Source organism: Nocardia lasii, assembly GCF_042658545.1.
GTDB lineage: Bacteria > Actinomycetota > Actinomycetes > Mycobacteriales > Mycobacteriaceae > Nocardia > Nocardia lasii.
Window position 1 is genome coordinate 204,049 of record NZ_JBHSQN010000011.1, and the last position, 22,371, is coordinate 226,419.

At 68.5% G+C, this 22,371-nt stretch carries 25 protein-coding genes; 11 read left to right on the top strand and 14 right to left on the bottom strand.

Annotated elements, in window-relative coordinates; all coding sequences use genetic code 11:
• Nucleotides 1-140 precede the first annotated feature (140 nt).
• Entirely contained in the window at nucleotides 141-566 is a 426-nt protein-coding gene (locus ACFP3H_RS16985; RefSeq protein ID WP_378606874.1) for a ribulose bisphosphate carboxylase small subunit, read from the bottom strand.
• A gap of 8 nt (nucleotides 567-574) precedes the next feature.
• Entirely contained in the window at nucleotides 575-2,038 is a 1,464-nt protein-coding gene (locus ACFP3H_RS16990) for a form I ribulose bisphosphate carboxylase large subunit (RefSeq protein ID WP_378606877.1), read from the bottom strand.
• A gap of 107 nt (nucleotides 2,039-2,145) precedes the next feature.
• Here ACFP3H_RS16990 and ACFP3H_RS16995 point away from each other — a divergent pair, with 107 nt between their 5' ends.
• Entirely contained in the window at nucleotides 2,146-3,057 is a 912-nt protein-coding gene (locus ACFP3H_RS16995; RefSeq protein WP_378606880.1) for a LysR family transcriptional regulator, read from the top strand.
• A gap of 35 nt (nucleotides 3,058-3,092) precedes the next feature.
• On the top strand, nucleotides 3,093-4,082 hold the full coding sequence (locus tag ACFP3H_RS17000; protein WP_378606883.1) for a class I fructose-bisphosphate aldolase: 990 nt from the start codon (nucleotides 3,093-3,095) through the stop codon (nucleotides 4,080-4,082).
• Here ACFP3H_RS17000 and ACFP3H_RS17005 read toward each other — a convergent pair.
• From ACFP3H_RS17005 to ACFP3H_RS17015, 3 genes are all read right to left on the bottom strand, one after another.
• Nucleotides 4,064-4,228 carry a hypothetical protein gene (locus ACFP3H_RS17005; protein ID WP_378606886.1) on the bottom strand — a complete coding sequence of 55 codons (165 nt, stop codon included), beginning with the start codon at nucleotides 4,226-4,228 and terminating at the stop codon, nucleotides 4,064-4,066. The two genes, ACFP3H_RS17000 and ACFP3H_RS17005, sit on opposite strands and share 19 nt — an antisense overlap.
• A 153-nt stretch (nucleotides 4,229-4,381) precedes the next feature.
• Nucleotides 4,382-5,554: a GAF domain-containing sensor histidine kinase gene (locus tag ACFP3H_RS17010; protein ID WP_378606889.1), complete on the bottom strand. Its 1,173-nt coding sequence runs from the start codon at nucleotides 5,552-5,554 to the stop codon at nucleotides 4,382-4,384.
• Nucleotides 5,551-6,219 (bottom strand): response regulator, encoded by a 669-nt coding sequence (locus tag ACFP3H_RS17015; protein WP_378606892.1) that lies wholly within the window; start codon nucleotides 6,217-6,219, stop codon nucleotides 5,551-5,553. The genes ACFP3H_RS17010 and ACFP3H_RS17015 overlap by 4 nt, the downstream gene beginning before the upstream one ends.
• A 134-nt stretch (nucleotides 6,220-6,353) precedes the next feature.
• On the opposite strand from ACFP3H_RS17015, the gene rpe reads away from it, so the two are divergent.
• Genes rpe through ACFP3H_RS17030 form a run of 3 tightly spaced genes read left to right on the top strand, consistent with a single transcriptional unit; the run spans nucleotide 6,354 to nucleotide 9,750 of the window.
• Nucleotides 6,354-7,049: a ribulose-phosphate 3-epimerase gene (gene rpe, locus ACFP3H_RS17020; protein WP_378606895.1), complete on the top strand. Its 696-nt coding sequence runs from the start codon at nucleotides 6,354-6,356 to the stop codon at nucleotides 7,047-7,049.
• Nucleotides 7,046-9,064, top strand: coding sequence for a transketolase family protein (locus ACFP3H_RS17025; protein WP_378606898.1), 2,019 nt, complete (start codon nucleotides 7,046-7,048; stop codon nucleotides 9,062-9,064). The genes rpe and ACFP3H_RS17025 overlap by 4 nt, the downstream gene beginning before the upstream one ends.
• Entirely contained in the window at nucleotides 9,061-9,750 is a 690-nt protein-coding gene (locus tag ACFP3H_RS17030) for an HAD-IA family hydrolase (protein WP_378606901.1), read from the top strand. Before ACFP3H_RS17025 ends, ACFP3H_RS17030 begins: the two co-directional genes overlap by 4 nt.
• Before the next feature lie 14 nt (nucleotides 9,751-9,764).
• Here ACFP3H_RS17030 and ACFP3H_RS17035 read toward each other — a convergent pair whose 3' ends face one another.
• The 4 genes from ACFP3H_RS17035 to ACFP3H_RS17050 form a co-directional block, all read right to left on the bottom strand.
• Complete coding sequence (locus ACFP3H_RS17035; RefSeq protein WP_378606904.1) at nucleotides 9,765-10,640, bottom strand: phosphoribulokinase; 876 nt, start codon at nucleotides 10,638-10,640, stop codon at nucleotides 9,765-9,767.
• A gap of 10 nt (nucleotides 10,641-10,650) precedes the next feature.
• Complete coding sequence (locus tag ACFP3H_RS17040) at nucleotides 10,651-11,727, bottom strand: class 1 fructose-bisphosphatase (protein WP_378606907.1); 1,077 nt, start codon at nucleotides 11,725-11,727, stop codon at nucleotides 10,651-10,653.
• 81 nt (nucleotides 11,728-11,808) lie between these two features.
• A complete protein-coding gene (locus ACFP3H_RS17045) occupies nucleotides 11,809-13,227 on the bottom strand; it encodes a DHA2 family efflux MFS transporter permease subunit (RefSeq protein ID WP_378606910.1) in 1,419 nt (472 codons plus the stop codon).
• A 72-nt stretch (nucleotides 13,228-13,299) separates the two neighbouring features.
• On the bottom strand, nucleotides 13,300-13,776 hold the full coding sequence (locus ACFP3H_RS17050) for a MarR family winged helix-turn-helix transcriptional regulator (RefSeq protein WP_378606913.1): 477 nt from the start codon (nucleotides 13,774-13,776) through the stop codon (nucleotides 13,300-13,302).
• Nucleotides 13,777-13,885: 109 nt separating this feature from the next.
• On the opposite strand from ACFP3H_RS17050, the gene ACFP3H_RS17055 reads away from it, so the two are divergent.
• On the top strand, nucleotides 13,886-14,896 hold the full coding sequence (locus ACFP3H_RS17055; RefSeq protein ID WP_378606916.1) for an LLM class flavin-dependent oxidoreductase: 1,011 nt from the start codon (nucleotides 13,886-13,888) through the stop codon (nucleotides 14,894-14,896).
• 140 nt (nucleotides 14,897-15,036) lie between these two features.
• Complete coding sequence (locus tag ACFP3H_RS17060; RefSeq protein WP_378606919.1) at nucleotides 15,037-15,525, top strand: hypothetical protein; 489 nt, start codon at nucleotides 15,037-15,039, stop codon at nucleotides 15,523-15,525.
• Here the strand turns inward: ACFP3H_RS17060 and ACFP3H_RS17065 are convergent.
• Both ACFP3H_RS17065 and ACFP3H_RS17070 read right to left on the bottom strand, forming a co-directional pair.
• The gene (locus ACFP3H_RS17065) at nucleotides 15,488-16,150 is read right to left on the bottom strand and encodes a hypothetical protein (RefSeq protein ID WP_378606922.1); all 663 of its coding nucleotides are present in this window, start codon (nucleotides 16,148-16,150) and stop codon (nucleotides 15,488-15,490) included. The genes ACFP3H_RS17060 and ACFP3H_RS17065 overlap by 38 nt on opposite strands.
• A gap of 91 nt (nucleotides 16,151-16,241) precedes the next feature.
• Nucleotides 16,242-16,847, bottom strand: coding sequence for a DUF4126 domain-containing protein (locus ACFP3H_RS17070; protein WP_378606925.1), 606 nt, complete (start codon nucleotides 16,845-16,847; stop codon nucleotides 16,242-16,244).
• A 145-nt stretch (nucleotides 16,848-16,992) separates the two neighbouring features.
• On the opposite strand from ACFP3H_RS17070, the gene ACFP3H_RS17075 reads away from it, so the two are divergent.
• The 4 genes from ACFP3H_RS17075 (at nucleotide 16,993) to ACFP3H_RS17090 (ending at nucleotide 19,136) form a co-directional block, all read left to right on the top strand.
• Entirely contained in the window at nucleotides 16,993-17,520 is a 528-nt protein-coding gene (locus tag ACFP3H_RS17075) for a hypothetical protein (protein WP_378606928.1), read from the top strand.
• Nucleotides 17,517-17,984 carry a hypothetical protein gene (locus tag ACFP3H_RS17080; RefSeq protein WP_378606931.1) on the top strand — a complete coding sequence of 156 codons (468 nt, stop codon included), beginning with the start codon at nucleotides 17,517-17,519 and terminating at the stop codon, nucleotides 17,982-17,984. The genes ACFP3H_RS17075 and ACFP3H_RS17080 overlap by 4 nt, the downstream gene beginning before the upstream one ends.
• A gap of 245 nt (nucleotides 17,985-18,229) precedes the next feature.
• Nucleotides 18,230-18,706, top strand: coding sequence for a DUF1772 domain-containing protein (locus ACFP3H_RS17085; RefSeq protein WP_378606934.1), 477 nt, complete (start codon nucleotides 18,230-18,232; stop codon nucleotides 18,704-18,706).
• 34 nt (nucleotides 18,707-18,740) lie between these two features.
• Nucleotides 18,741-19,136 carry a PPOX class F420-dependent oxidoreductase gene (locus tag ACFP3H_RS17090; protein ID WP_378606936.1) on the top strand — a complete coding sequence of 132 codons (396 nt, stop codon included), beginning with the start codon at nucleotides 18,741-18,743 and terminating at the stop codon, nucleotides 19,134-19,136.
• Between the two features lie 194 nt (nucleotides 19,137-19,330).
• Here the strand turns inward: ACFP3H_RS17090 and ACFP3H_RS17095 are convergent, their stop codons facing one another.
• The 3 genes from ACFP3H_RS17095 to ACFP3H_RS17105 all read right to left on the bottom strand — a co-directional run bounded on the left by ACFP3H_RS17095 (nucleotide 19,331) and on the right by ACFP3H_RS17105 (nucleotide 22,357).
• Nucleotides 19,331-20,128, bottom strand: coding sequence for an ABC transporter permease (locus ACFP3H_RS17095; RefSeq protein ID WP_378606939.1), 798 nt, complete (start codon nucleotides 20,126-20,128; stop codon nucleotides 19,331-19,333).
• A gap of 2 nt (nucleotides 20,129-20,130) precedes the next feature.
• Complete coding sequence (locus ACFP3H_RS17100; protein WP_378606942.1) at nucleotides 20,131-21,021, bottom strand: 2-aminoethylphosphonate ABC transporter permease subunit; 891 nt, start codon at nucleotides 21,019-21,021, stop codon at nucleotides 20,131-20,133.
• A 133-nt stretch (nucleotides 21,022-21,154) separates the two neighbouring features.
• A complete protein-coding gene (locus ACFP3H_RS17105) occupies nucleotides 21,155-22,357 on the bottom strand; it encodes an ABC transporter ATP-binding protein (protein ID WP_378606945.1) in 1,203 nt (400 codons plus the stop codon).
• Nucleotides 22,358-22,371 lie beyond the last annotated feature (14 nt).

Genomic DNA, 22,371 nt, shown 5'->3' on the forward strand with positions numbered 1-22,371 from the left:
CCGCGGCCTCGTCGGCCGAGAGATCGAGTACCTCGTCGTCGCCGAGGATGGCCGGCTCGCGCGGCTCCTCGTCGACGACCGTGTTCGCCGCGTTGGTGGACGGTCGATGGAACCCGAATCCCTTTGGTGTGTCCATCAGTTCACGCGCCCGGGTACCGTTCGCCGGTCGGGCGCGCGGTGGCGTAGGACTTCACCGAGTACCGCTGGGTGCGGTCGGGGCCCTCCACACGTTCGAGCAGGAAGCCCGGCTCCGCACTGGGTCGCTGCACCAGAAACGACATCGCGGTGGACTGGCGGCCCAGGCTCGCGTCGTAGGCCAGCAGCCGGATGTAGTGCTGGGGGAAGGTGGCCCGGCAGTCGTTGAGCTGGGCGAGCACGCCGTCGGGTTCGGCCAGGTCGAACATCGGCAGCCCCCACATCTCCCAGTACACATTGCGCGGGTGCGGGTCGTCGGTGTATTCGAGCGAGACCGGCCACCCGTGGTCGAGGGCGTATTTCACCTGGGCGGCGATCTCGTCGTCGGTGAGGTCGGGCAGGTAGGAGAAGGTGCCGTAGCGAAGTTTCATCACAGTCCTCAGATCGAAGGCACCGGGGTGGGCACCACGTCGGGCGCGTCGGTGCTGGTGTAGTCGAAGGTGACCTCGCCCCAGGTGTCGAGGGCGGCCTGCAGGGGTGCGCAGTGCTTGGCCGCGTTGCGCAGCACGCCGGGGCCTTCCAGGAGCAGGTCGCGGCCTTCGTTGCGGGCCTTGACCACGGCTTCCAGCGCGACCCGGTTCGCTTCGGCGCCGGCGGCGATGCCGTAGGGGTGGCCGATGGTGCCGCCGCCGAACTGCAGGATCACGTCGTCGCCGAACAGGTCGAGCAGCTGGTGCATCTGGCCGGCGTGGATGCCGCCGGAGGCCACCGGCATGACGCCGGGCATCGAGGCCCAGTCCTGGTCGTAGAAGATGCCGTTGCCGAGATTCTGCGGAACGTTGTTGTCGCGCAGGGTGTCGTAGAAGCCGCGCGTGGTGGCCGGGTCGCCCTCGAGCTTGCCGACGACGGTGCCCGCGTGGACGTGGTCCACGCCCATCAGCCGCGACCACTTCGCGATCACCCGGAAGCTCACGCCGTGGGTCTTCTGCCGCGTGTAGGTGGAGTGACCGGCCCGGTGCAGGTGCAGCAGCACCCCGTTCTGCCGAGCCCAGTTCGCCATCGACTGGATCGCCGTGTAGCCGATGGTGAGGTCGATCATCACCACGACGCTGCCGAGTTCCTTGGCGAAGTCGGCCCGCCGGTACATCTCCTCCATGGTGCCCGCGGTGACATTGAGGTAATGGCCCTTGATCTCGCCGGTTTCGGCCATCGCCCGATTCACCCCCTCCATCGCGTAGAGGAAGCGGTCACGCCAGCGCATGAACGGCTGGGAGTTGATGTTCTCGTCGTCCTTGGTGAAGTCGAGACCGCCGCGACAGGCCTCGTAGACCACGCGCCCGTAGTTGCGGGCCGACAGGCCGAGCTTGGGTTTGATGGTCGCGCCGAGCAGCGGGCGACCGTACTTGTTGAGCATCTCCCGTTCCATGACGATGCCGTGCGCCGGACCCTGGAAGGTCTTGGTGTAGGCGACCGGGATGCGCATGTCTTCCAGGCGAAGGGCTTTGAGCGGTTTGAAGCCGAAGACGTTGCCGATGATCGAGGAGGTCAGGTTCGCGATGGAACCCTCCTCGAACAGGTCGATGTCGTAGGCGATGTAGGCGAAGTACTCGCCGGGCCGGCCCGGGACCTCGTCCACGTGGTACGCCTTGGCCTGGTAGTGGCTGTTGGCGGTGAGGCGGTCGGTCCACACGACGGTCCAGGTGGCGGTGGAGGATTCACCGGCCACGGCCGCGGCGGCCTCGATCGGGTCGACGCCCTCCTGCGGGGTGACCCGGAAGACCGCGAGCACGTCGGTGTCCTTGGGCACGTATTCCGGGTTCCAGTAACCCATTCCGGCGTAACTCTGGACACCGGGATCCCATCGCTGTTTGACGGTGGGGCCCTCGTTCTCGATCGTCGTCATCGCCGTTCCTTTCGGGTCACGCCAGGTGGAGCTCTCCCAGTGTGTGGGCGGAGACTGTTCAACGACAATGGAATCTTCACTGAGCATTGTTAAGGCATCCTTGAACAATGTTCGCCAGTCCCGATCTGCCCGCCGCCGCCACCTGGGGTCGGCTGCGCACGTTTCTCGCCGTCTACGAGTCCGGGAGTGTGCGCGCGGCCGCCGAATCGCTGCACGTCACGCCGCCCGCGGTGTCGGCGGCGCTCACCGCGCTCGAAGAGGCTTTGGGGACACGGCTTTTCGGCAAGTCGGGACGTGGCATCGTGGCGACGGATTCGGGGGAGATCTTCGCCGGGTACGTGCGCAAACTGCTCGGGTTGCTCGCCGAGGCGGCCGGCGCGGTGCACGACGCCGATCGGGGCCGGGTGCGGATCGGGGCGGTGGCCACGGCGAGTGAGTACGTGCTGCCGTTGTTGATGGCCTCGTTCGCGCGGGCGCATCCGCAGGTCGAGTTGTCGCTGTCGGTGCTCACGCGCGGTGAGTTGTTCGCGCGCGCCGCCGATCACACCTTCGACATCGCCTTGGCCGGGCGTCCGCCCAGTGGGTCCGGGCTGGTCATCGCGGCACGGCGGGCGAACCGGCTGCTGCTGGTGGGGCGTCCCGGGCTGGTCGAGGACCCGCTGACCACGCCGTGGTTGCTCACCGGAGTCGGCTCGGGCACCAGGGACACGACGCTGTCGCTCCTGAGTCGACTCCAGGCCGCACCGCCCCTGCTCACCCTGGGAACCTCGGGGGCGGCGGTGGCGGCCGCGCGCGAAGGGCTCGGGGTGACGCTGGTGCACGAGGAGGCGGCACGCGAACCCCTGGCCTCGGGGGAACTGGTCGCCTACGACGTGCCCGGCACACCGCTGGACCGACCGTGGCACGTGTGCACGAGCGCCGAACCCACTTCCGCGACAACGATGTTCGTGGCGCATCTGTGCGATCCTGGCCTCGTGGGCGCGGCGGCCTTTCACACCCCCTCTCGCCCGAAGGGGTGAGGACGACCGGTGGTGCTCCTCGCATGCTGGTGCCCATGACGACACTTCCCGCCACGTCCCTCACCGAGATCGCCCAGCAGCTGACCGGTGCCGGACGCGGCGTCCTCGCCGCCGACGAATCGATCAAGACCATGTCCGCGCGCCTGGCAGCCGAGGGTGTGCCCGCGAGCGCGACCGCCCGCCGCGACTACCGGGAACTGCTGCTCACCGCCGACGGCCTGTCGCAGTGGATCAGCGGAATCATCCTGTGCGACGAGACCTTCGGCCAGGACCTCGCCGACGGGCGGCCGTTCCCGGTGGCGGCCCGTGAACTCGGGGTCCTGCCCGGCATCAAGGTCGACACCGGCACCACACCGCTGCCCGGCCAGGGCGGCGCGCTGATCACCGAGGGGCTCGACGGACTCGGCGCGCGACTGGCCGCCTACGCCGACCGCGGCGCGGCCTTCGCCAAATGGCGGGCGGTATTCGACGTGGACACCATCACGCCGTACTCCGCCGGTGCCAACGGGCAGGCGCTCGCCCGCTACGCCGCGCTGTGCCAGCAGCACGGGATCGTGCCGATCGTGGAACCCGAGGTGCTGTGCGCGGGCACGCACGGGATCGACGCGTCGGCGAAGGCTTCCGCGCTGGCCCTGAGCGCGCTGTTCGCCGAGCTGATCGACGCCGGTGTCGACCTGTCCGCAATCGTGCTGAAGCCGAACTTCGTGACCCCGGGTCTCGATGCCGCGCCCGCCTCCCCCGCCGAGGCCGCGGCGGCCACCGTCGCGGTGCTACGCGAGTACGTGCCCGCCGAGGTACCGGGCATCGCGTTCCTCTCGGGTGGGCATCCGACCGCGCGGGTGTGCGAGTACCTGACCGCACTGGCCGCCATCGACGGGCGGCCGTGGTCGGTGACGTTCTCCTTCGGCCGCGCTCTCGTGAGCGCCGCACTGCGCACCTGGGCGAACGCGCCGACCGACATCGTCGCCGCCCAGGATGTCCTGCTGGGTAACTGCGCCACCGCCGCTCAGGCCGCGTCCGCGTAGCCGAACAGTCGGGCGACGAAGTCGCTGGGCGGCCGCACGCGCAGCACGGATTGCGTCCCGGCCGCACCGGGGATGGCTTCGTCGACGATGTCGACCTGCCAACCCCGGGCCGTGTCGTCCCACGTCGGGGTCCTCGAACCAGCCATCTGCCTACCCCTTCGCCAGGTCGCTCGGTGATCGGTGTCCGTCGTCTCGACCAGCGTAGGACCGGCTCTCCGCGCAGGTCACGCCCACGAACAGCAATTAGGGGACCGCCGATCGGAGTTAGGGGCACTGGGGGAACATCCCCCACGCGCCGACTACCGCAGCGGCAGTTCGACCAGCACGGTCGTCCCGCGTCCCAGCATGGACTCCACCCGCAGCGACGCTTCGATAATGGCGCAGCGTTCGGCGATCGAGGTCAGGCCGAAGTGCTGTTCACCGTCGATGTCCGCGGCCCGGTTGGCGCGGTGCAGGGCGGGGTCGAAACCCTCACCGTCATCGGAACAGCCGAGGATCACCGAGTCCCCGGCCCGGCGCAGGGACACGACGATCCGTTGCGCCCCAGCGTGTTTCACCGCGTTGGCCAGCGACTCCTGGGCGATGCGGTAGAGGGTCGCGGCGGCGTGGTCGGGGATGTCGTCGATGGCGGCGTCGGGGTCGACGAGGAGTTCGATCTCCGGCGCCCCGTCGCCGCTGACCGTGCGCACCAGCGATTCGATGGCGGCGACCAGACCCAGATCGTCGAGGACGAGACTGTGCAGGCCCGAGATCGCCGCCCTGGTCTCGTTGTAGGCGAAATCGGCCAGCTCGCGCGCGCTGACGAGTTCGGCGCGGGCGCGGGCGAGATCGCGCAGGCTGGCCTCGTCGGTCACGTCGACGTGGGCGACCAGTTCGGACACGGTGAGGTCGGCGGCGGACAGGTGGAACGACATCGAGGCCAGCGCGGTGGTGACCCCGTCGTGCAGGTCGAAGGCGATGCGGCGACGTTCGGCCTCCTGCGCGGTGATCGCCTTCTCCACCAGGCGATCTCGTTCGCTGCGCTGCCGGTTGACCGTGCGGAACAGCCGTTGCGCGTGCAACCACAGCCCGAGTACCCCGGCGTACTGTTGCGCGCGCTCGAGGTCGGCCGGTCCGAACGGGGTGCGCGGGTCGCGGTGCACGGCCAGTACACCCACCACATCACCCTCGAGTCCCGGCAGCGGTAAACACATTCGCGCGATCGTCTGCTGTGGCTCCAGACGTAAGAGCCTGCGGTGCAGCGCGTTTCGGGGAGAATCCGATTCCAGCAGCACCGGTTTGCGCGTGCGCGCGACCAACCCGGTCACCCCGAACCCCACCTGCAACCGCAGCGACCCCGCCGAGGGGTGCGCCGGCCACAGGTCGACGATGCCGAGGTCCTGGCCGTCGATCGCGTACAGCAGCACCCCGTCGACCTCGAGCACCCCGGCGAGCTCGGCCGCCGTCGGCACCACCGCACCGAGCGGGTTCACCGGAACAGCCCCTCGCGCAACGCCACCGCGATCGCCCCGCTGCGATCGGACACCCGCAGCTTCCGATACAGCCCCCTGATATGGGTTTTCACCGTGTCCTCGCTGACCACGAGCTTGCTGGCCACCGCCCGATTGGAGTGCCCCGACACCAGCAGGCCGAGCACCTCGGATTCGCGCTGGGTGAGCCCGAGATGCGCGCCCGACCAGAACTGGCCCGCGCTGAGCCGGGCCGCGGCCAACGCCACCCGACCCGCCAGCGCCGCGTCGACCACGGTCTCGCCCTCGCGGACCCGCCGCAGCTGCGCGACGAGTTCGCGCCCGTCGACGCGTTTGAGGATGTAGCCCGAGGCGCCGACGCGCAACGCCTGGTAGAGGTAGTGCTCGTCGTCGTAGACGGTGAGCAGCACGACCTTGGTGTCGGGGTATTGCAGGGTGATCTGGCGGCACAGGTCGAGGCCGCTGGCCTTGCCGATGCGCACATCGCAGAGCACGATGTCGGGTCGGTGTTCGGCGACCATGCCCAAAGCGGCGGTGTCGGTGGTGGATTGGCCGACGATCACGACCTCGTCGGGAAAATGGCCAAGCATGGCGTCGAGCCCGTGCAGCACCATCTCGTGATCGTCGACGAGCACAAGCTTCAACGGGGTCGGAGGTAACTCCGGCATCTGTTCACCCTACCGGCGGGGAAACACCCGGCGGGGGCATCGCCGAGATCTCACCCGGACCGCCACCCCGGCGGGGGAATACCCGCGCTCCCCGGTGCGGTCCGATGGACGGACTCGATCAGAAAGGCCGTGCCATGCCGGAACTTTCAGTCCCTGGACCGCTCATCGTGCCCTCGGTCCTGCCCGCCGATTTCGCCCGCCTCGGCGCGGAGGTGCGGGAGCTGTGCGCGGCCGGCGTCGACCGGATCCAGTGGGACGTGATGGACGGGGTGTTCGTCCCCAACCTCACCTTCGGCCCGGACGTGATCGCGGCGGCCCGACCGCACAGCACCGTCGCCTTCGAGGCGCACCTGATGGTGGTGAATCCGGACCAGATGCTGGCCGAATACATCAGTGCCGGTTGCGAACTCGTCATCGTGCACGCCGAAGCCTGCACGCACCTGCATCGCACCATGGCCCGCATCCGTGACCTCGGGGCGCGCAGCGGGGTGGCGCTGAACCCGCACACGCCCGCCGAGACGGTGGCGCACGTGCTGGCCGAGACCGACCTGGTGCTGGCGATGACGGTGAATCCGGGATTCGGTGGGCAGCGCTACATTGCGGCGGTCGAACCGAAGATCGCGCGGTTGCGCGGGCTGATCGACGAGTCGGGCTACGCGATCGAGCTCGAGGTGGACGGCGGGATCACCGCCGACACCATCGGCGGGGCCGCCGCGGCGGGTGCGGACGTGTTCATCTCCGGGTCGTGGATGTACGGCTACCCGGAGGGCAAAGCCGCTGCGGTGAAACGACTTCGCGACGCCGCGCTGACCGGCGAGGCCGTCCGATGACCGAGGTTCTCCGACCGGCTTTCGTGCCGTCCGCCGACACCGACCAGCTCGCGGTCGACACCCTGCGCTTCCTCGCGGCCGACATGGTGGAGGCCGCCCGGTCCGGCCACCCCGGGATGCCGATGGGGGCGGCGCCGATGGCGTGGACGCTGTGGAGCCGGCACCTGCGCCACGATCCGGCCGATCCGGACTGGGCCGATCGGGACCGGTTCGTGCTGTCGGCCGGGCACGGATCGGCGCTGCTCTACGGGCTGCTGCATCTGTTCGGCTACGACCTGCCCGTCGCGCAGTTGCGGCGGTTCCGGCAGTGCGGGTCGGCCACACCGGGGCATCCCGAATTCGGTGACACGCCCGGCGTGGAGTGCACCACCGGGCCGCTGGGTCAGGGGTTGGCGATGGCGGTGGGGATGGCGCTGGCCGAGCGGATGAGCGCGGCCCGCTATCCCGAGGTGACCGGGCATCGCACCTACGCGATCGTCGGCGACGGGTGCCTGATGGAGGGGGTCAGCCACGAAGTCGCCTCGTTCGCCGGGCATCTGGGGCTCGGCGGGTTGATCGTGCTGTGGGACGACAACGAGATCACCATCGACGGCGCGGTCGGGCGCTCGTGTAGTGACGATCAGGTGGCCCGGTTCGCGGCCTACGGGTGGCATACCGAGGTGGTGGCCGACGGAACCGACATCGCGGCGATCGATGCCGCACTGAACCGGGCGAAAGATGATGCGCGGCCGAGCTTTCTGGCCGTTCGCACGGTGATCGGGCACGGGGCGCCCGGTGTCGCGGGAACCTCGAAGGCGCACGGGGCGCCCCTGGGAGCCGAACAGTTGGCGCAAGCCAAAGCCCTTGCCGGATGGACACTTCCACCGTTCACCGTGCCGGACGAGGTCGCGGCGACGTGTGCGGTGCTGGCCGAACTCGGCGCCGAGCAGCACACGACCTGGCTCGACGAGTTCGCGAGGTTCGACGCGCAGTCGCCCGATCGGGCCGCGGAGTTCCGCCGCACCCGTGCGCGCCTGCTGCCCTCGGCGCTGGCGGCGGCGCTGGAATCCGTTGTCGCCCAGGCCCCGCGCGCGACCCGGCAGTCCTCGCAGGCCTGTTTGACCGCCGCGCTGGCGACGATGCCCGAATTGGTCGGCGGCTCGGCCGATCTCGCCGGATCGACCGGAACCTCCTGCGGCGAGGTGGTGACGCGCGAGGACTTCTCCCGCAGCGCCATCGCTTTCGGCATCCGCGAGTTCGGGATGGCCGCCATCCTGAACGGCATGAGCCTGCACGGCGGGTTCCGGGTGTTCGGCTCCACCTTCCTGGTGTTCGCCGACTACCTGCGGCCGGCCCTGCGTCTGTCGGCGCTGATGCGCCAGCCGGTGATCTATGTGCTGACCCATGATTCGATCGCGGTCGGCGAGGACGGACCGACGCATCAACCGGTGGAACAGGTCGAGTCGCTGCGCCTGATCCCGGGGTTGCAGGTGTTGCGGCCCGCCGATGACGCGGAGACCGCGCTCGCGTGGGAGCTGGCGCTGACCCGCATCGACGGCCCGACCGCACTGATCCTGTCGCGACAGGCACTCCCCCAGCTGAACATCACGTCCGACAGGGTCGGCGAATCGTGGCCCGCCACTCTCGCGACACCCTCGCTCGACGACCACTCGGGGCCGATGGAGCCGGACGGAACCCCACGCGCCTCGGTCGCCGTCGCACGAGCCATCGAAATCGTCGCCACCGGTTCGGAAGTCGCGTTGGCGGTGGCGGTCGCCGAACAGCTGCGGGCGCAGGGATACGACGTGCGGGTGATCTCGGCATTGGACCGAACTCGGTTCACCCCCGATCCCTCGGTGCACACGATCAGCATCGAGGCCGGCAGCACGGCCGGCTGGAAGGCCGCGGTCGACCTGGCGATCGGTATCGACGGATTCGGGCACAGCGGTCCCGGCGACGAGGTCATGGCCCACCACGGCTTCACCGTCGCGGCCGCGCTCGCCCGGATCCGCGAATATTTGCACGGTGCACCATGACTCGGCTGCGCGCGGTGATCTTCGACGTCGACGGCACCCTGGTCGACAGCGAACGCGACGGCCACCGGGTCGCCTTCAACGCCGCCTTCGCCGAGGCGGGGCTGCCCGACCGGTGGGAGGTCGACGAGTACGGCACGCTGCTGAAGGTCGCCGGGGGCGCGCAGCGGCTGGCGTACTGGTTCGAGCAGCACGGCATGAGCGCCGGGCAGGCACGTGACCTGGCCCGACACCTGCACCGCGGCAAGACCAGAATCATGGCGCAGATGGCCGCCGAGGGGCGGATCAGGGCCCGGCCGGGCGCGCGGGAACTGATCGAACGCCTCCGGGCGCGCGGGATCGCGCTGCACGTCGCGACCACCGGCACGCGGGCCTGGGTGGAGCCGCTGTTGCGGCACGCGTTCGGTGACCCGTTCGACACGGTCACCACCGGAACCGAAGTGCCCGTGCTGAAACCGAGCCCGGCGGTGTATCTGGACGTGCTGATCCAGACCGGACTGGCAGCGGAAGAGGCGGTGGCCGTGGAGGATTCGGCCAACGGGGTGCGCTCCGCGGTGGCCGCGGGACTGCGGTGCGTGGCCGCGCAGAACGCCTACACCCGCACCGACGACCTGTCCGCGGCTGTCCTCGTGGCCGACGGCCTCGACGACCCGGAACTGGTGGCCTGGTTCGACGACCACCTCGGGTGAGGTGGTCGCCGTTCTCAGCGGTGCCGTCCGCTGCGCTCCATGAGCCGCAACAGCATCGGTGTGAAGATCAACTGCATGGCCAGGTCCATCTTCCCGCCCGGACACACGATCGTGTTCGGGCGGGACATGAACGAGTCGTGCAGCATCGACAGCAGATACGGGAAGTCGATGCCGTGCGGATCGGCGAACCGGATCACCAGCATCGACTCGTCCGGGGTCGGAATCGTACGTGCGGTAAAGGGATTCGAGGTGTCGACCACCGGCACTCGCTGGAAGTTCACGTGCGTGCGGGAGAATTGCGGGCACATGAAGTTCACGTAGTCGTGCATGCGGCGCAGGATGGTCTCGGTGACCGCCTCGGTGGAGTAGCCGCGTTTGGCCTTGTCGCGGTGCAACTTCTGGGTCCACTCGAGGTTGATCACCGGCACCACGCCGATCAGCAGGTCCGCGTACTGGGCGACATCGACCCGCTCGTTGGCCACCGCGCCGTGCAGGCCCTCGTAGAACAGCATGTCGGTACCGGGCCGGATCTCCTCCCACGGGGTGAAGGTGCCCGGCTCCTGGTCGTACGGTGCCGCTTCCTCCTTGTCGTGCAGGTACTTTCGTACCCGACCCGTCCCGGTCTCGCCGTAACCACGGAACAGTTTCTCCAGCTCCTCGAACAGGTTCGCCTCCGGCCCGAAATGGCTGAAGGTGTGGTCGCCGTCGGTCAGCGCCCGCACCAGTTCCTCCTTCATGCCTGCCCGGTCGAACTTGTGGAAGCTGTCGCCCTCGACATACGCGGCATCGATGCCTTCCCGGCGGAAGATCTGATCGAACGTGCGCATCACCGAAGTTGTTCCGGCACCGGAGGATCCGGTGATGGCGACGACGGGGTGCTTGACGGACATGGAACTCCTCCTAGGTGGTGGAACGGTAGAGACCGCGCAGACCGAACAGCGGCGACCAGCCGCCGTCGGGTTCCTCGGCCGACTCCGCGTGATAGGCCACGATCCGGGCCACCTCCTCGCGGGAACCGAAGACGAACGCGATCCGCTGATGCAGCTCGGTGGGGGTGATGTCGAGGATCCGCTCGCGGCCGGTCGAGGCGAGACCACCGGCCTGTTCGATCAGGAACGCGATCGGATTGGCCTCGTAGAGCAGGCGCAACCGGCCCGCCTTGGCCGGGTCCTTGGTGTCGCGCGGATACAGGAACACCCCGCCCCTGGTGAGGATCCGGTGGGTCTCGACCACCAGCGACGCCACCCAGCGCATATTGAAATCCTTCTCGCGCGGACCGGTCGCGCCGGCCAGACACTCGTCGATGTAGCGGCGCACGGCCGGTTCCCAGAAGCGACGGTTGGAGCTGTTGACGGCGTACTCCGAGGTCGACTCGGACAGGCGCAGGTTCTGGCCGGTCAGGAAGAACTCGCCCAGCTCGGGGTCGAGGGTGAAGGCGTGCACGCCGGTGCCGACGGTGAGCACGAGCTGGGTGGCGGGACCGTAGATGGCGTATCCGGCGGCAACCTGTTCGGTGCCGGGTTGCAGAAAGTCCGCGGGCACCGCGTCCACGCCCGGCGTCGCGGCGCGCAGGATCGAGAAGATGCTGCCCACCGCGACATTCACGTCGATATTGGACGAGCCGTCGAGCGGATCGAAGGCCAGCAGGTACTTGCCGCGCGGATACTCCGGCGGGATCGGATACGGGTCGTCGAGCTCCTCCGACACCATGCCCGCGAGCTGGCCGCCCCATTCGTTGGCGCGCAGGAACACCTCGTTGGCGACCACGTCGAGCTTCTGCTGCTGCTCACCCTGCACATTCACCACCCCGGCGCCGCCGAGGACACCGGTCAGCGCGCCCGAGGCGATCCGTTTGGAGATCGCCTTGCAGGCCAGCGCGACGTCGAGGATCAGGGAATTGAGTTCACCGCTGGAACCGGGATGGCGGCGGCGCTCTTCGATGAGGAATTGGGTCAACGTCGTGCGATCGGTCAGCATCCTTCGAGGACACCACCGAAGCGCCGAGCCGACATCCACCCGAGGGGTGAACCGCGGGGGTGGCTCCCCGCGACGCGCGACTCAGCGGGCGGGAACCGGCTCGGCGACCGGCTCGTCCGCTCGCCGCAGCACGGTGGCGCTCAGGACGAGCGCCGTGGCGAGCAGACCGGCCGCGACCGTGAAGGCCAGCCGGTAACCGCTGGTCAGCGCGGTGGCATCGGAGGCGCCCGCCGCCAATTCGGCACCGGTCCGGGCGGCGGCGAGGGTGGACAGGACCGCCACGCCGACCGCCATGCCGACCTGCTGGGTGGTGTTGAACAGGCCCGAGGCCAGCCCGGCGTCATCGGTGTCGGCGCCCGACATGCCCAGCGCGGTGAGCGCGGGCAGTACCAGTCCGCCGCCCGAGATGGCCACCATCACCGGCAGCACGTCGGTGACGTACCCGGCGTCCACGGGAAGCCGTGTCAGCCACGACATTCCGGCCAGCAGCAGCACCAGACCGGCGATGAGCACGGCCCGCTCACCGAACCGGGTGATCAACCGCGCGGAGGCGAACAGCGACACCCCACCGATGGCGAGGGCGGCGGGCAGCATCGCCAAACCGGTCTGCAAGGCGTTGTAGCCCAACACTTTCTGCAGGTAGAGCGCGACGATGACCTGGAAGGCGAACATGGCTCCGAGCGTGAGCATCTGGACCACATTGGCGCCGGCGACATTGCGAGAGCGCAGGATTCGCAGCGGTAGCAGGGGGTTGGTCGCGGTGGCCTGTCGGATCACGAAGGCGACCAGCAGTGCGGCGGCCAGTGCGCCGAGACCGAGGGTGTGCGCGGAGACCCAGCCGTAGCGTTCGACTTCGACGACGGTGTAGATGCCGAGCATCAGACCGGCGGTGACCAGGGCGGCGCCCAGCACATCGGCCCCGGCGGACCAGCCGAGGCCACGGTCGTCGGGCAGCGCCCGCAGCGCGACGAGCACGGTCACCACGCCGATCGGCACATTGATCAGGAAGATCCAGTGCCAGCTCAGCGCGTCGGTGAGCACGCCGCCGAGCACCTGCCCGATCGAGGCGCCCGCGGCCCCGGTGAAGCTGAAAACGCCGATGGCCGTGGCCCGTTGGCGTGGCTCGGTGAAGATCGTCACCAGGATGCCGAGCACCACCGAGGCGGCGATCGCGCTGCCGACACCCTGGAGGAACCGGGCCGCGACGAGCACGCCGGGGGTGGTGGCCACACCGGCCAGCACCGAGGCGGCGGTGAAGACGACAGTGCCGGTGACGAACATCGTCTTGCGGCCGATCAGGTCACCGAGGCGCCCGGCCAGCAGGAGCAGACCGCCGAAGGCGATCAGGTAGGCGTTCACGGTCCAGCTCAGTCCGGCGGGTGAGAAGCCGAGGTCGTGCTGGATCGTCGGCATGGCGACGGTGACGATGCTGCCGTCGAGGATCGTCATCAGCATCGCTGCCGACAGCACCGCGAGGGCGATGCGTTGGGACTTCGTCATGGGTCATCTCCTGCGTTGGGCGAACAAGAGTGACCGTACTAGATAGTTCCGTAACAGACAATCTATAACGGACTATTGCCTGGCGCGACGCGCGGGCGCGGCCTCCACCACCGTCGACAAATGCCCCGCGACCAGGAGATCCAGTGCGCGCAAGAGGGATTCACGCTCGGCCCGCGGCAGCGAACCGAGTGCCGCACGATGGACGCCATCGACGATGTCGGTGCTGCGCGCGGCCAGTTCCGCCCCGGCCGGGGTGACCGAGATGATGCGCGCGCGACGGTCGGTGCTCGACGGTTTCCGTTCGGCCAGCCCCGCCTTCTCCAGCGCGTCGACGGTGACGACCATCGTGGTCTTGTCCATGTCGCCGAGTTCGGCGAGCTGCGCCTGCGTGCGCTCGGCCTCCAGCGCGTGGACCAGCACGCAGTGCATCCGCGCCGTCAGCCCGACCTCGGCCAGCGCCGCCGCCATCTGCGTGCGCAGGACGTGGCTGGTGCGGTCGAGCAGGAAGGACAGGTCGGGTTCGGTGCGCGTCGTCGCCAGGGCGGTCATAGCGCTCACTATAGTTTTGTCATAGATAATCCGCATCCACCCATAACTCGGGAATGTTATCGGACTGCGGTCCGTTTACCAGGGGACTGCATCCCGAAGAGAGGTTCACATGGAACTGGGGCTCACGACCTTCGCCGAGCTGTACCCCACCGGCTCCTTGCCCGCACCGACGGCCGCCGTGCGTTTACGCCAGGTGGTCGACGAGGCCGTGGCCACCGAGGCCGCCGGGCTCGACGTGTACGGCGTCGGCGAACACCACCGACGCGATTTCGCCGCCTCCTCCCCCGCCGTCGTCCTCGCCGCCGCTGCCGCCCGGACCGAGCGCATCCACTTGACCAGCGCCGTCACCGTGCTCAGCTCCGACGATCCGGTCCGGGTGTACCAGGATTTCGCCACCCTCGACGGCCTGTCCAACGGCCGCGCGGAGCTGATGGCCGGGCGCGGATCGTTCACCGAATCGTTCCCGCTGTTCGGCTACGACCTGTCCGACTACGACGCCCTGTTCGAGGAGAAACTGGCGCTGCTGCTGCGGTTGCGCGAGGAAGAGCCGGTCACTTGGTCCGGCCGATTCCGGGCACCGCTACAGAACGCCACGGTCTACCCGCGCACCGACAACCGCCCCCTCCCCGTCTGGATCGCCGTCGGCGGCAGCCCCGAATCGGTGATCCGCGCCGGCCTCCTCGGCCTCCCCCTCGCCATCGCGATCATCGGCGGCGAACCCGCCCGCTTCAAACCACTGGTCGACCTCTACCACCGCGCCCTCACCGAAGGCGGCCACGAACCCCAGCCCGTGGCGGTCCACGCCCACGGCTACGTCGCCGACACCGAAGCCCAAGCGGTCGCCGACTTCTACGAGCCCTACGCCATGGCCATGTCGGTCATCGGCCGCGAACGCGGCTGGGGGCCCATGACCCGCGAACAGTTCGACGGATTGCGCTCCCAACCCGGCTCCCTGTTCGTCGGCACCCCCGACTACGTCGCCACCAAGATCGCCGAAGTCCGCGACACCCTCGACCTCGCCCGCTTCATGCTCCACACCAGCGTGGGCACCCTGCCGCCCGAGCAGGTGCTGCACAGCATCGAACTGCTGGGGACGAAGGTGGCGCCGCAGGTGCGGTGAAGGTGGGACGGGTCTCGGACTGAATTCCCCCGCGACATCGACAACCGGTTCCGGTGAGATGCCAGGATGTTCGCGTGGGGACAATGCGCCGGGTGACAGCGAAGGCACGGAAGCTGTGGTTGCACGGAATCGGACCCACGATGCTGATCTTCCTGATCCCGCTGTCACTCGACGTACCGGACGCGTGGGCGGCACACACCGGCGACGGACGACTCGGAACCTGGACAATGACCGAACGGGCCTGTCGACCCGATCTGTGCATCACGTGGGGTGATTTCGTCCCCGACGACGGCGGCCCGGGTCGCGATCGAATCCACGTCGCGGGGGGCGACTTCCGTTCCTTCGACCTCGGATCGCGCCATCGAACAATAGACGTCGGCGCATCGGACACCGTGTTCGTCCCCGGGGGCGGCCGCGCGTCGACGACAGTACGGCTCTTCACGATCATGCTGCCACTGGTCGGACTCTGGTGCGCCAGCGTCGCTTTCGCGCTCCGCCACCGGCTCGCCCGCACGAAGCCCCCGAACCACAACATCGACCAGCACTTCGCCGCGTTTCGAGCACCGACTGAATCGAGCCCGCCCGAGCAGCTCAGCCCGCAGGGCGATCGAACCCGGGAGGGATCGTGATGTCGGGCGGCAAGGTCACGCCAGGCAACGTCACCCCGGGCGGCAGCGTCGGACCGGGGATGATCGTCGCTCCGGGCGGAGGCGCCGGTCGGGAGGAGGTAAGTGCGGTGATCGGTGGAACCGGTCCGAGCGTCTCCGGAGCGCAGGACAGGACCACCTTGGCGGTGTCGGAGCTGTTTCCCCGACCGAGTGGGCCCGTGGTCCACTCGCCGGTTCGCGGGTGCAGCAGGTACGACGTCAGCAGGCAAGTCTTGCGCGCACCATCGTGTTCGACCGACACCGTGCTGTCCAGCAGCGCACCGTTTCCCGCTGGTGTTCGATCCGGAACCAGTCGGTAACCCGACTCCGCCGTGATCGCGGCCACCTGCCGATCTCGCTGGCGCTGCCACTTCGCTTCGGTGACAACGCTCAATGTCGTGTAGGCAAGCCACGCCGTGACTAGAAAAACCACGGCGACCCCCAGTCGCCCCCCGACACTGCGCCCGACATCACGAATCCGCACGAGGCACCAGACGCAGACACCACCCAGCAGTACGGTGAGCGCCAGCCACCCCCACTGCGCCGAAATACCGGAGAGACCACCCAGATCGACGACGACTTCATATCGATCCACCTCGACGCCCATCGACCTCCCCTTCCCCGCGCCGCCGATTCACCGGCGTGGGGCTGTGATTGCACGGGCGACTTCGGCGCGTGGTCGGGGTAAGCGCCCAGGACTACTCCGCGGGCCGGGCACCGAGGGTTCGGGTGGCGCGGCGTTCTCGGCGGCGGTGGAGGTAGCGGCGGATTCTGGTGGCGCACAGGTAGAGCAGCCAGAGGCCGATGGCAAGGAGGAGGGCCGCTATCGCCGCTGCCAGGACGGGGAAGAAGACGGCGAGGGTGATGACGGCGCCGACGCTGAGGTCTTCGACGGTGCTCATCGCGATGTTGGTGACCGGTTCGGGAGAGGTGTTGACGGCCATCCGGGTGCCGGCTTTGACGAGGTGGCTGAGCAGGGCGGTGGTTCCGCCTACCGCGGCCGCGAACATCGTGGGGAGGGAATCGTCTTGGCCTGCGATCAGGGCCGAGACGACCGCGCCGGAGGCGGGACGGACGACGGTGTGGACCGCGTCCCAGAACGAGTCGAGGAACGGGATCTTGTCCGCGACGGCCTCGATCAGGAACAGGGCGCCGGCGGCGATGAGCACGTCGGTGCGCTGTAGGCCGGGCGGGACGTCGCCCGCCCAGCCGATTCGGCCGAACAATCCGAGCAGGAACACCACCGCGTACGCGTTGATTCCGCTGGCCCAGCCCGCGGTGAAGATCAGAGGAAGTACCGACACGCGCTCAGGGTAAGCCCGCCCACCGACATCTTGCCGCCCGCTCGCGAACAGCACGGGCCTGTAGTCTGCTGACGTACGGCCGTCGCCGTGACGCTGTGCCACACAACGAGATCGGGCTGGTGGGGTCCGACAGCCGGGGGGTTCGATGAACACGCGTGTTGCTGGACTGTTGATGGCCGTGGTGGCCGTGTGCGGGGGTGTGGTCACGGTCGGCTGCACGCAGTCCGTCAGCGGTCGGGCCGTCGTCAACGAGACCGAGCGGGCGGCCTATGTCACCGCCGCAGCCGCCACATCGTCGTCCAAGGCGAAGGCCGCACGCGGGGCGGTGTGCGCGGAGTTCGTCGTCCATGCACTGAAAGTGCAGGGCAAGATCGACGCGCTCAAACGGCGCCTGGACGAGAAGGCCGATCGCACAACGACTCTGGGTGCGGCCCGAGACGCCGGAACCGCACTCGACGACGCGAGCGAGGCTGTCGCCAGTTCGCTGCGGAACAACAGCGTCGACGCCGGACTCAACACCACGATGTCCGAATACTCCACCGCCGCAGAGGCCTTCGGCAAGGAAATGACCAAGATGTCGCTGGGCACCGGCGATCAGACCACCTTCGCCACCGCCCAGACCCGCTACTTCGCGGCCAAGAACGCGGGGGCGTCGGCCTGCGGGCCTTCGTGATCTCGCGACCGGAGCACACACGTGTACGCCTGGCCGACACTGCGCGCCTACTCGCGAAAACGCTGTCAGCCACCAACCACGCCGTCATCATCGACCTCGACCCGATCATCGCGTTGGACGGCGAGCTTTTCATCCGACGTACACCTCTACGAGATCGCATACTCCGCGTCGTAGCGGACCCGATTCTCGACACCGTGGTGATACAGCCGGTTTCGCGGTGGCCCGGGCACCTTCGAAGCGAGGTCCGCCGGATGCGTCCACCGCTGGGTCCGTCCGTCGATGATGCCGCGCTGGACGCACTGATAGACGAATTCGCCCGGGATATCGAGTGCACGCTCGGCATCATCCGGTTCGCGGCGCAAGTGGAGGTCCGCCCGGACGGCTACTACGCCAATATCTGGAATGACTTCGTGCTGGTCTCCCGTACGCACATAGCTCGGCTGTCTTTGAGCGCCAGCGATTGACGACGGCCTACGAGGCCGGGTGCGGTTGCCCGGCGGCCTCGACGCTTCCGTTCCGCTCCAGAGTGTCCGTCAGCAGCTTCTGAGGACGCGGGCCGCGTTCTCGTCACGTCCCTGACCGCCCATCGGTGATGCCAGGTCGGCCTTGCGCCTATCCGAAATCTAGCATCGCTAGACAACAGTAATGTGCTGATGTTATCTTTGCTCCAGTTCCTAGCATTGCTAGGTTTTCGGAGAGGAAACACGAAATGCTCATCATCACCGGCCAACTCATCGCCACCGCCGCCGTTCTCACCAATGCCGTCGTCTACGGCACCGATGTCAGCTGCGCCGTGATCACCCGGTCCGTCTACCGCAAGCTCGACGACGCGACCGTGACCATGAGCGCGGGCTGGGGTCACTACTACGGCGACAAGCGCATGCCGGTCGTCGGCGCGGGCGGCGTGATCACCGCGGTGCTCACCGTGCTGATCGCACTGGTCGTCGGCCAGTTCGCCGCCGCCGTCGCCGCGGGGATCTCGGTCGCGGCACTGCTCACCTGGCTCGCCCTCTACGTGCGCATCGCCAAGCCCATCAACACCCAGCAGACCGCCGCCGCCCGCAGCGGCATCATCCCGGCCAATGCCCGTGCGCTGCAGGACAAGTGGGACAGCATCCTGAAGTACCGGGTCACCCTCCAGTTCATCGCCCTCGCCGGACTCTGCGCCGCCCTGATCCTGTTCTGATCCCGGTTATCGAATCCACCAAGGAGAACCCACCATGACTTTCACCAGCAACGAACAGCAGTTCCTCGCCGAGGCCGGCATCGGTCGACTGGCCACCGTCTCCCCCGACGGCATCGTCCAGAACAACCCCACCAACTACCGCGTGAACGCCGACGGCACCATCGACATCGGCGGCATGCGCATGCGCGCCAGCCGCAAGTACCGCAACATCGAAGCGGGCAGCCGCGTCTCCTTCGTCATCGACCAGCAGATCTCCGTGGAGCCCTACGTCATTCGCGGCATCGAAGTCCGAGGCACCGCCGAAACCCTCGACGACCAAGAACCCCCGTTCCCACCCCAAGAACGCACCATCATCCGAATCCACCCCGAACGCATCATCACCTGGGGCATAGACGGCGACTCCTTCGACTTCACCAGCCGCTCGGCCTAGGCCTGCACACCCTCGAATTCGACCGAGGACGACCAGGGGACCGTATGCCGCGCATCCACAACGGAGACATTCTCTTGGTCGGCGCCGAGGAGGCGGCTGCCGCGGCCGCCTTCCTGGCCTCGAGAGACGCCGCCTATGTCAACGGCCACGACCTGCGCGTCGACGGTGGGCGCGGGGGGCGTTCGGGAAGACGATCAGCGTAGGGCCGCTCGGCCTCGGAGGCGGCCGAGGATGGTCAGCACGATCAAGGTCACCACTACCAGGACTGTGGTTCCGGCGGCGGCGTCGAAGACTTCGCCTCGGTCGGTGTGGGCGAAGATGCTGATGGGGAGGGTTTTCCAGGTGGCGGGGTAGACCATGATGGTGGCGCCCAGTTCGCCCATGGAGAGGGCTATCGCCAGGCCGGCGGCGGCGCCAAGGGCGGGGAGGAGGAGGGGGAGGGTGATGTGGCAGAGGACTCGGATCGGGCCTGCGCCTAGGGATTCGGCGGCTTGGCGGTAGGTGGGGTCGAGGCGGTCGAGGGCGGCGGAGACGGCGCTGAAGGTGTAGGCCAGGACCAAGACGGTGTGGGCGAGGATGACGATCCACTTGGTGCCGCCGAGCAGGAGGGGGCGCTCGTTGAAGGCGATGAGGACGCCGAGGCCGATCGCTACCGATGGGACGGCGACGGGGAGGTGGAAGACGGCGTCGGTGAGGCGGCGTAGCCAGGTGGGGGCTTCGCGGGCGGCGAGGGCGGCCCAGGTGCCGAGGATCAGGGAGATCGCGCCGGCCAGGAGGGCGGTTTGCAGGCTGACCGAGAGGCTGGCGGCCTGTTCGCCGCTGAGGGCGTTGCCGATATTGGTGAGGCCGAGGTTCGACGGTAGTGGGCCGGTCCAGCTGCCTGCCAGGGCTGCGGCGATCACGGTGGCGATGGGGGCGACGAAGACCACCGTGACGACCAGCGCGAAAACGCCCAGTACCAAAGCTTTTCCGCGAGGAGTCCAGACGAGCATGATCAGCGATCCTTCGGGCGGGCGAGGAAGCGGGCGAACACGAATCGGTAGACGAGGTACAGGCTCAGTGAGAGCAGGACCTGGACCGAGGCCAGGACCGCCGCGCCGGGGAGGTCGAAGGTGACGATGCCGCGCGTATAGATCAGGGCGGGCAGGGTGATGACGCCCTTGGCGCCGGTGAACAGGACGATGCCGAACTCGTTGAGCGTCAACAGCAATACCAGCGAGCCGCCCGCCGCGAGCGCGGGCCAGGCTTCGGGCAGCACGACCTGACGCAGTACCCGCCACGGTGAGGCGCCGAGACTGGCTGCCACGTCGAGTTGTTCGCGGGGTAGCTGCGCGAAGGCGGCCAGCACCGGGCGCACGACGAACGGGGTGAAGTAGGTGATCTCGGCCAGGATCACGCCCAGCGGGGTGGTGAGGAAGTCGATGAAAGGGGTGGTGGCGCCGGTCAATTCGGCGATCAGGGCGTTCACCGCGCCCGCGGTGCCATAGAGGAACGTGAACGCGAGGGTGATCAGGAACGAGGGCAGGGTGAGGATGGTGTCGATGAGGCGACCGACCAGACCCGAGCCGGGGAACGGCACGAACGCGAGGACGACGGCGAGGAAGGTGCCGAGGACCAGGCAGCCCGCCGTCGAACACACAGCGATGGAGACGGTGCGCCACAACGCTTCTCGGAAGAATGCGGAGCCGAGGACCGAGGTCCATACGTCGGTGCCGCGTCCGGTCGGCGTCTGCGTGGATTCGGTGAGCACCCGCACAATCGGGTAACCGGCGATGCCGAGGACCACGAGCACCGGCGGCAGCGTCCAGACGATGGGCAGCCATGACCGTTGCGCGGCAGGTGGTTTCGACGGAACTTCGGGCCGATCGAGGACGGTGGTGTTCATCGCCGCACCTCGCGCATGATCGGTTCGAGGGCGGTCGCTCCGAGCGGATCGGCTACTCGGCGCGCCGAATCGAGCGACCGCGATCGGACGAAGCACTCGCGAGCAGTCACGCGAGTCTGCGACGACAGGGCCCTCATGACGCGCGCTCCGCAGTCGTGGAACTGTTTGTGCCGCCGTATGGTTCGCCGACGGTGTGGGGAATGAGAACCCCCGCTGGGTCCGCCAGTGCGACGCCGACGACCGCGCCGACCGCACCGGTGAAATGTCCCGACACCTCGGCGGCGAGCGCGCCGGGCAGCCCGTCGACCGCCAGTTCGACCCTGGTCGTGGCGCCCCGCCACACCGAGGTGAGCACCGTGGCGCGCAAGGTATCGCGCTCACCGACCTTGCCGACGGTGATCGTGTGCGGGCGAACACACAGCAGCGCCTCGGCAGCGGGCGCCCACTCCACCAGTCCCACACCGGGTTTCGGTGCCTCAGCGCGCAGAGTATGCACACCGGCCGTGACGAGGGCGACACTGCCGCTGACGTGATTCACGGTGCAGGGCAACAGATTCGCGCCTCCGAGGAAACCGGCGGTGAAATCGGTGGGCGGACGCTGCCACAGGTTCTCGGCAGTGTCGATGTCGACTAGCCGGGAATCGCGCATGACCGCGATCCGGTCCGCCAGCGCGAGCGCTTCGGACTGGTCATGGGTGACATAGAGCATCGCGGTGTCGGGCAACGCTTTTCGCAATGCCTGCAGTTCCCCGAGCATGGAATGGCGCAGTTGGGCGTCGAGCGCGGCAAGGGGTTCGTCGAGCAACAGCACGCGGGGCTTGATGGCCAGCGCACGGGCGATCGCCACCCGCTGCTGCTGGCCGCCGGACAGTTCACGCGGTAGTCGTCGCGCGTAGGCACCCATGCCGACCATGTCGAGCGCCTCGGTGACCCGCGCGCCGATCTCCGCGCGCGGCACCCGATGCGATGTCAGGCCGAACGCCACATTGCCGTGCACGCTCATGTGCGGGAACAGTGCGTAGGACTGGACGACGACCCCGATCCCGCGCCGGGCGGGCGAGAGGTCGGTGACGTCGCGGCCCGCGAGGCGGACCCGGCCGGACGTGGGTCGGACGAAGCCGGCCAGCGCTTTGAGCGCGGTCGACTTGCCCGACCCACTCGGGCCGAGCAGGGCGACGGTCTCGCCGACGGCGACCCGCAGGCTGAAATCGGCCAGGGCGACAGCGGCTGTGCGGCCCCTGCCGTACCTGACCCCGACCCGGTCGAACGCGATCGCGGGTTCGTCGTCGGCCGTCACCGAGGTGGCGGATCTCATCTGGAGGGCACCGTCGGACATCGTCAACTCCCTTG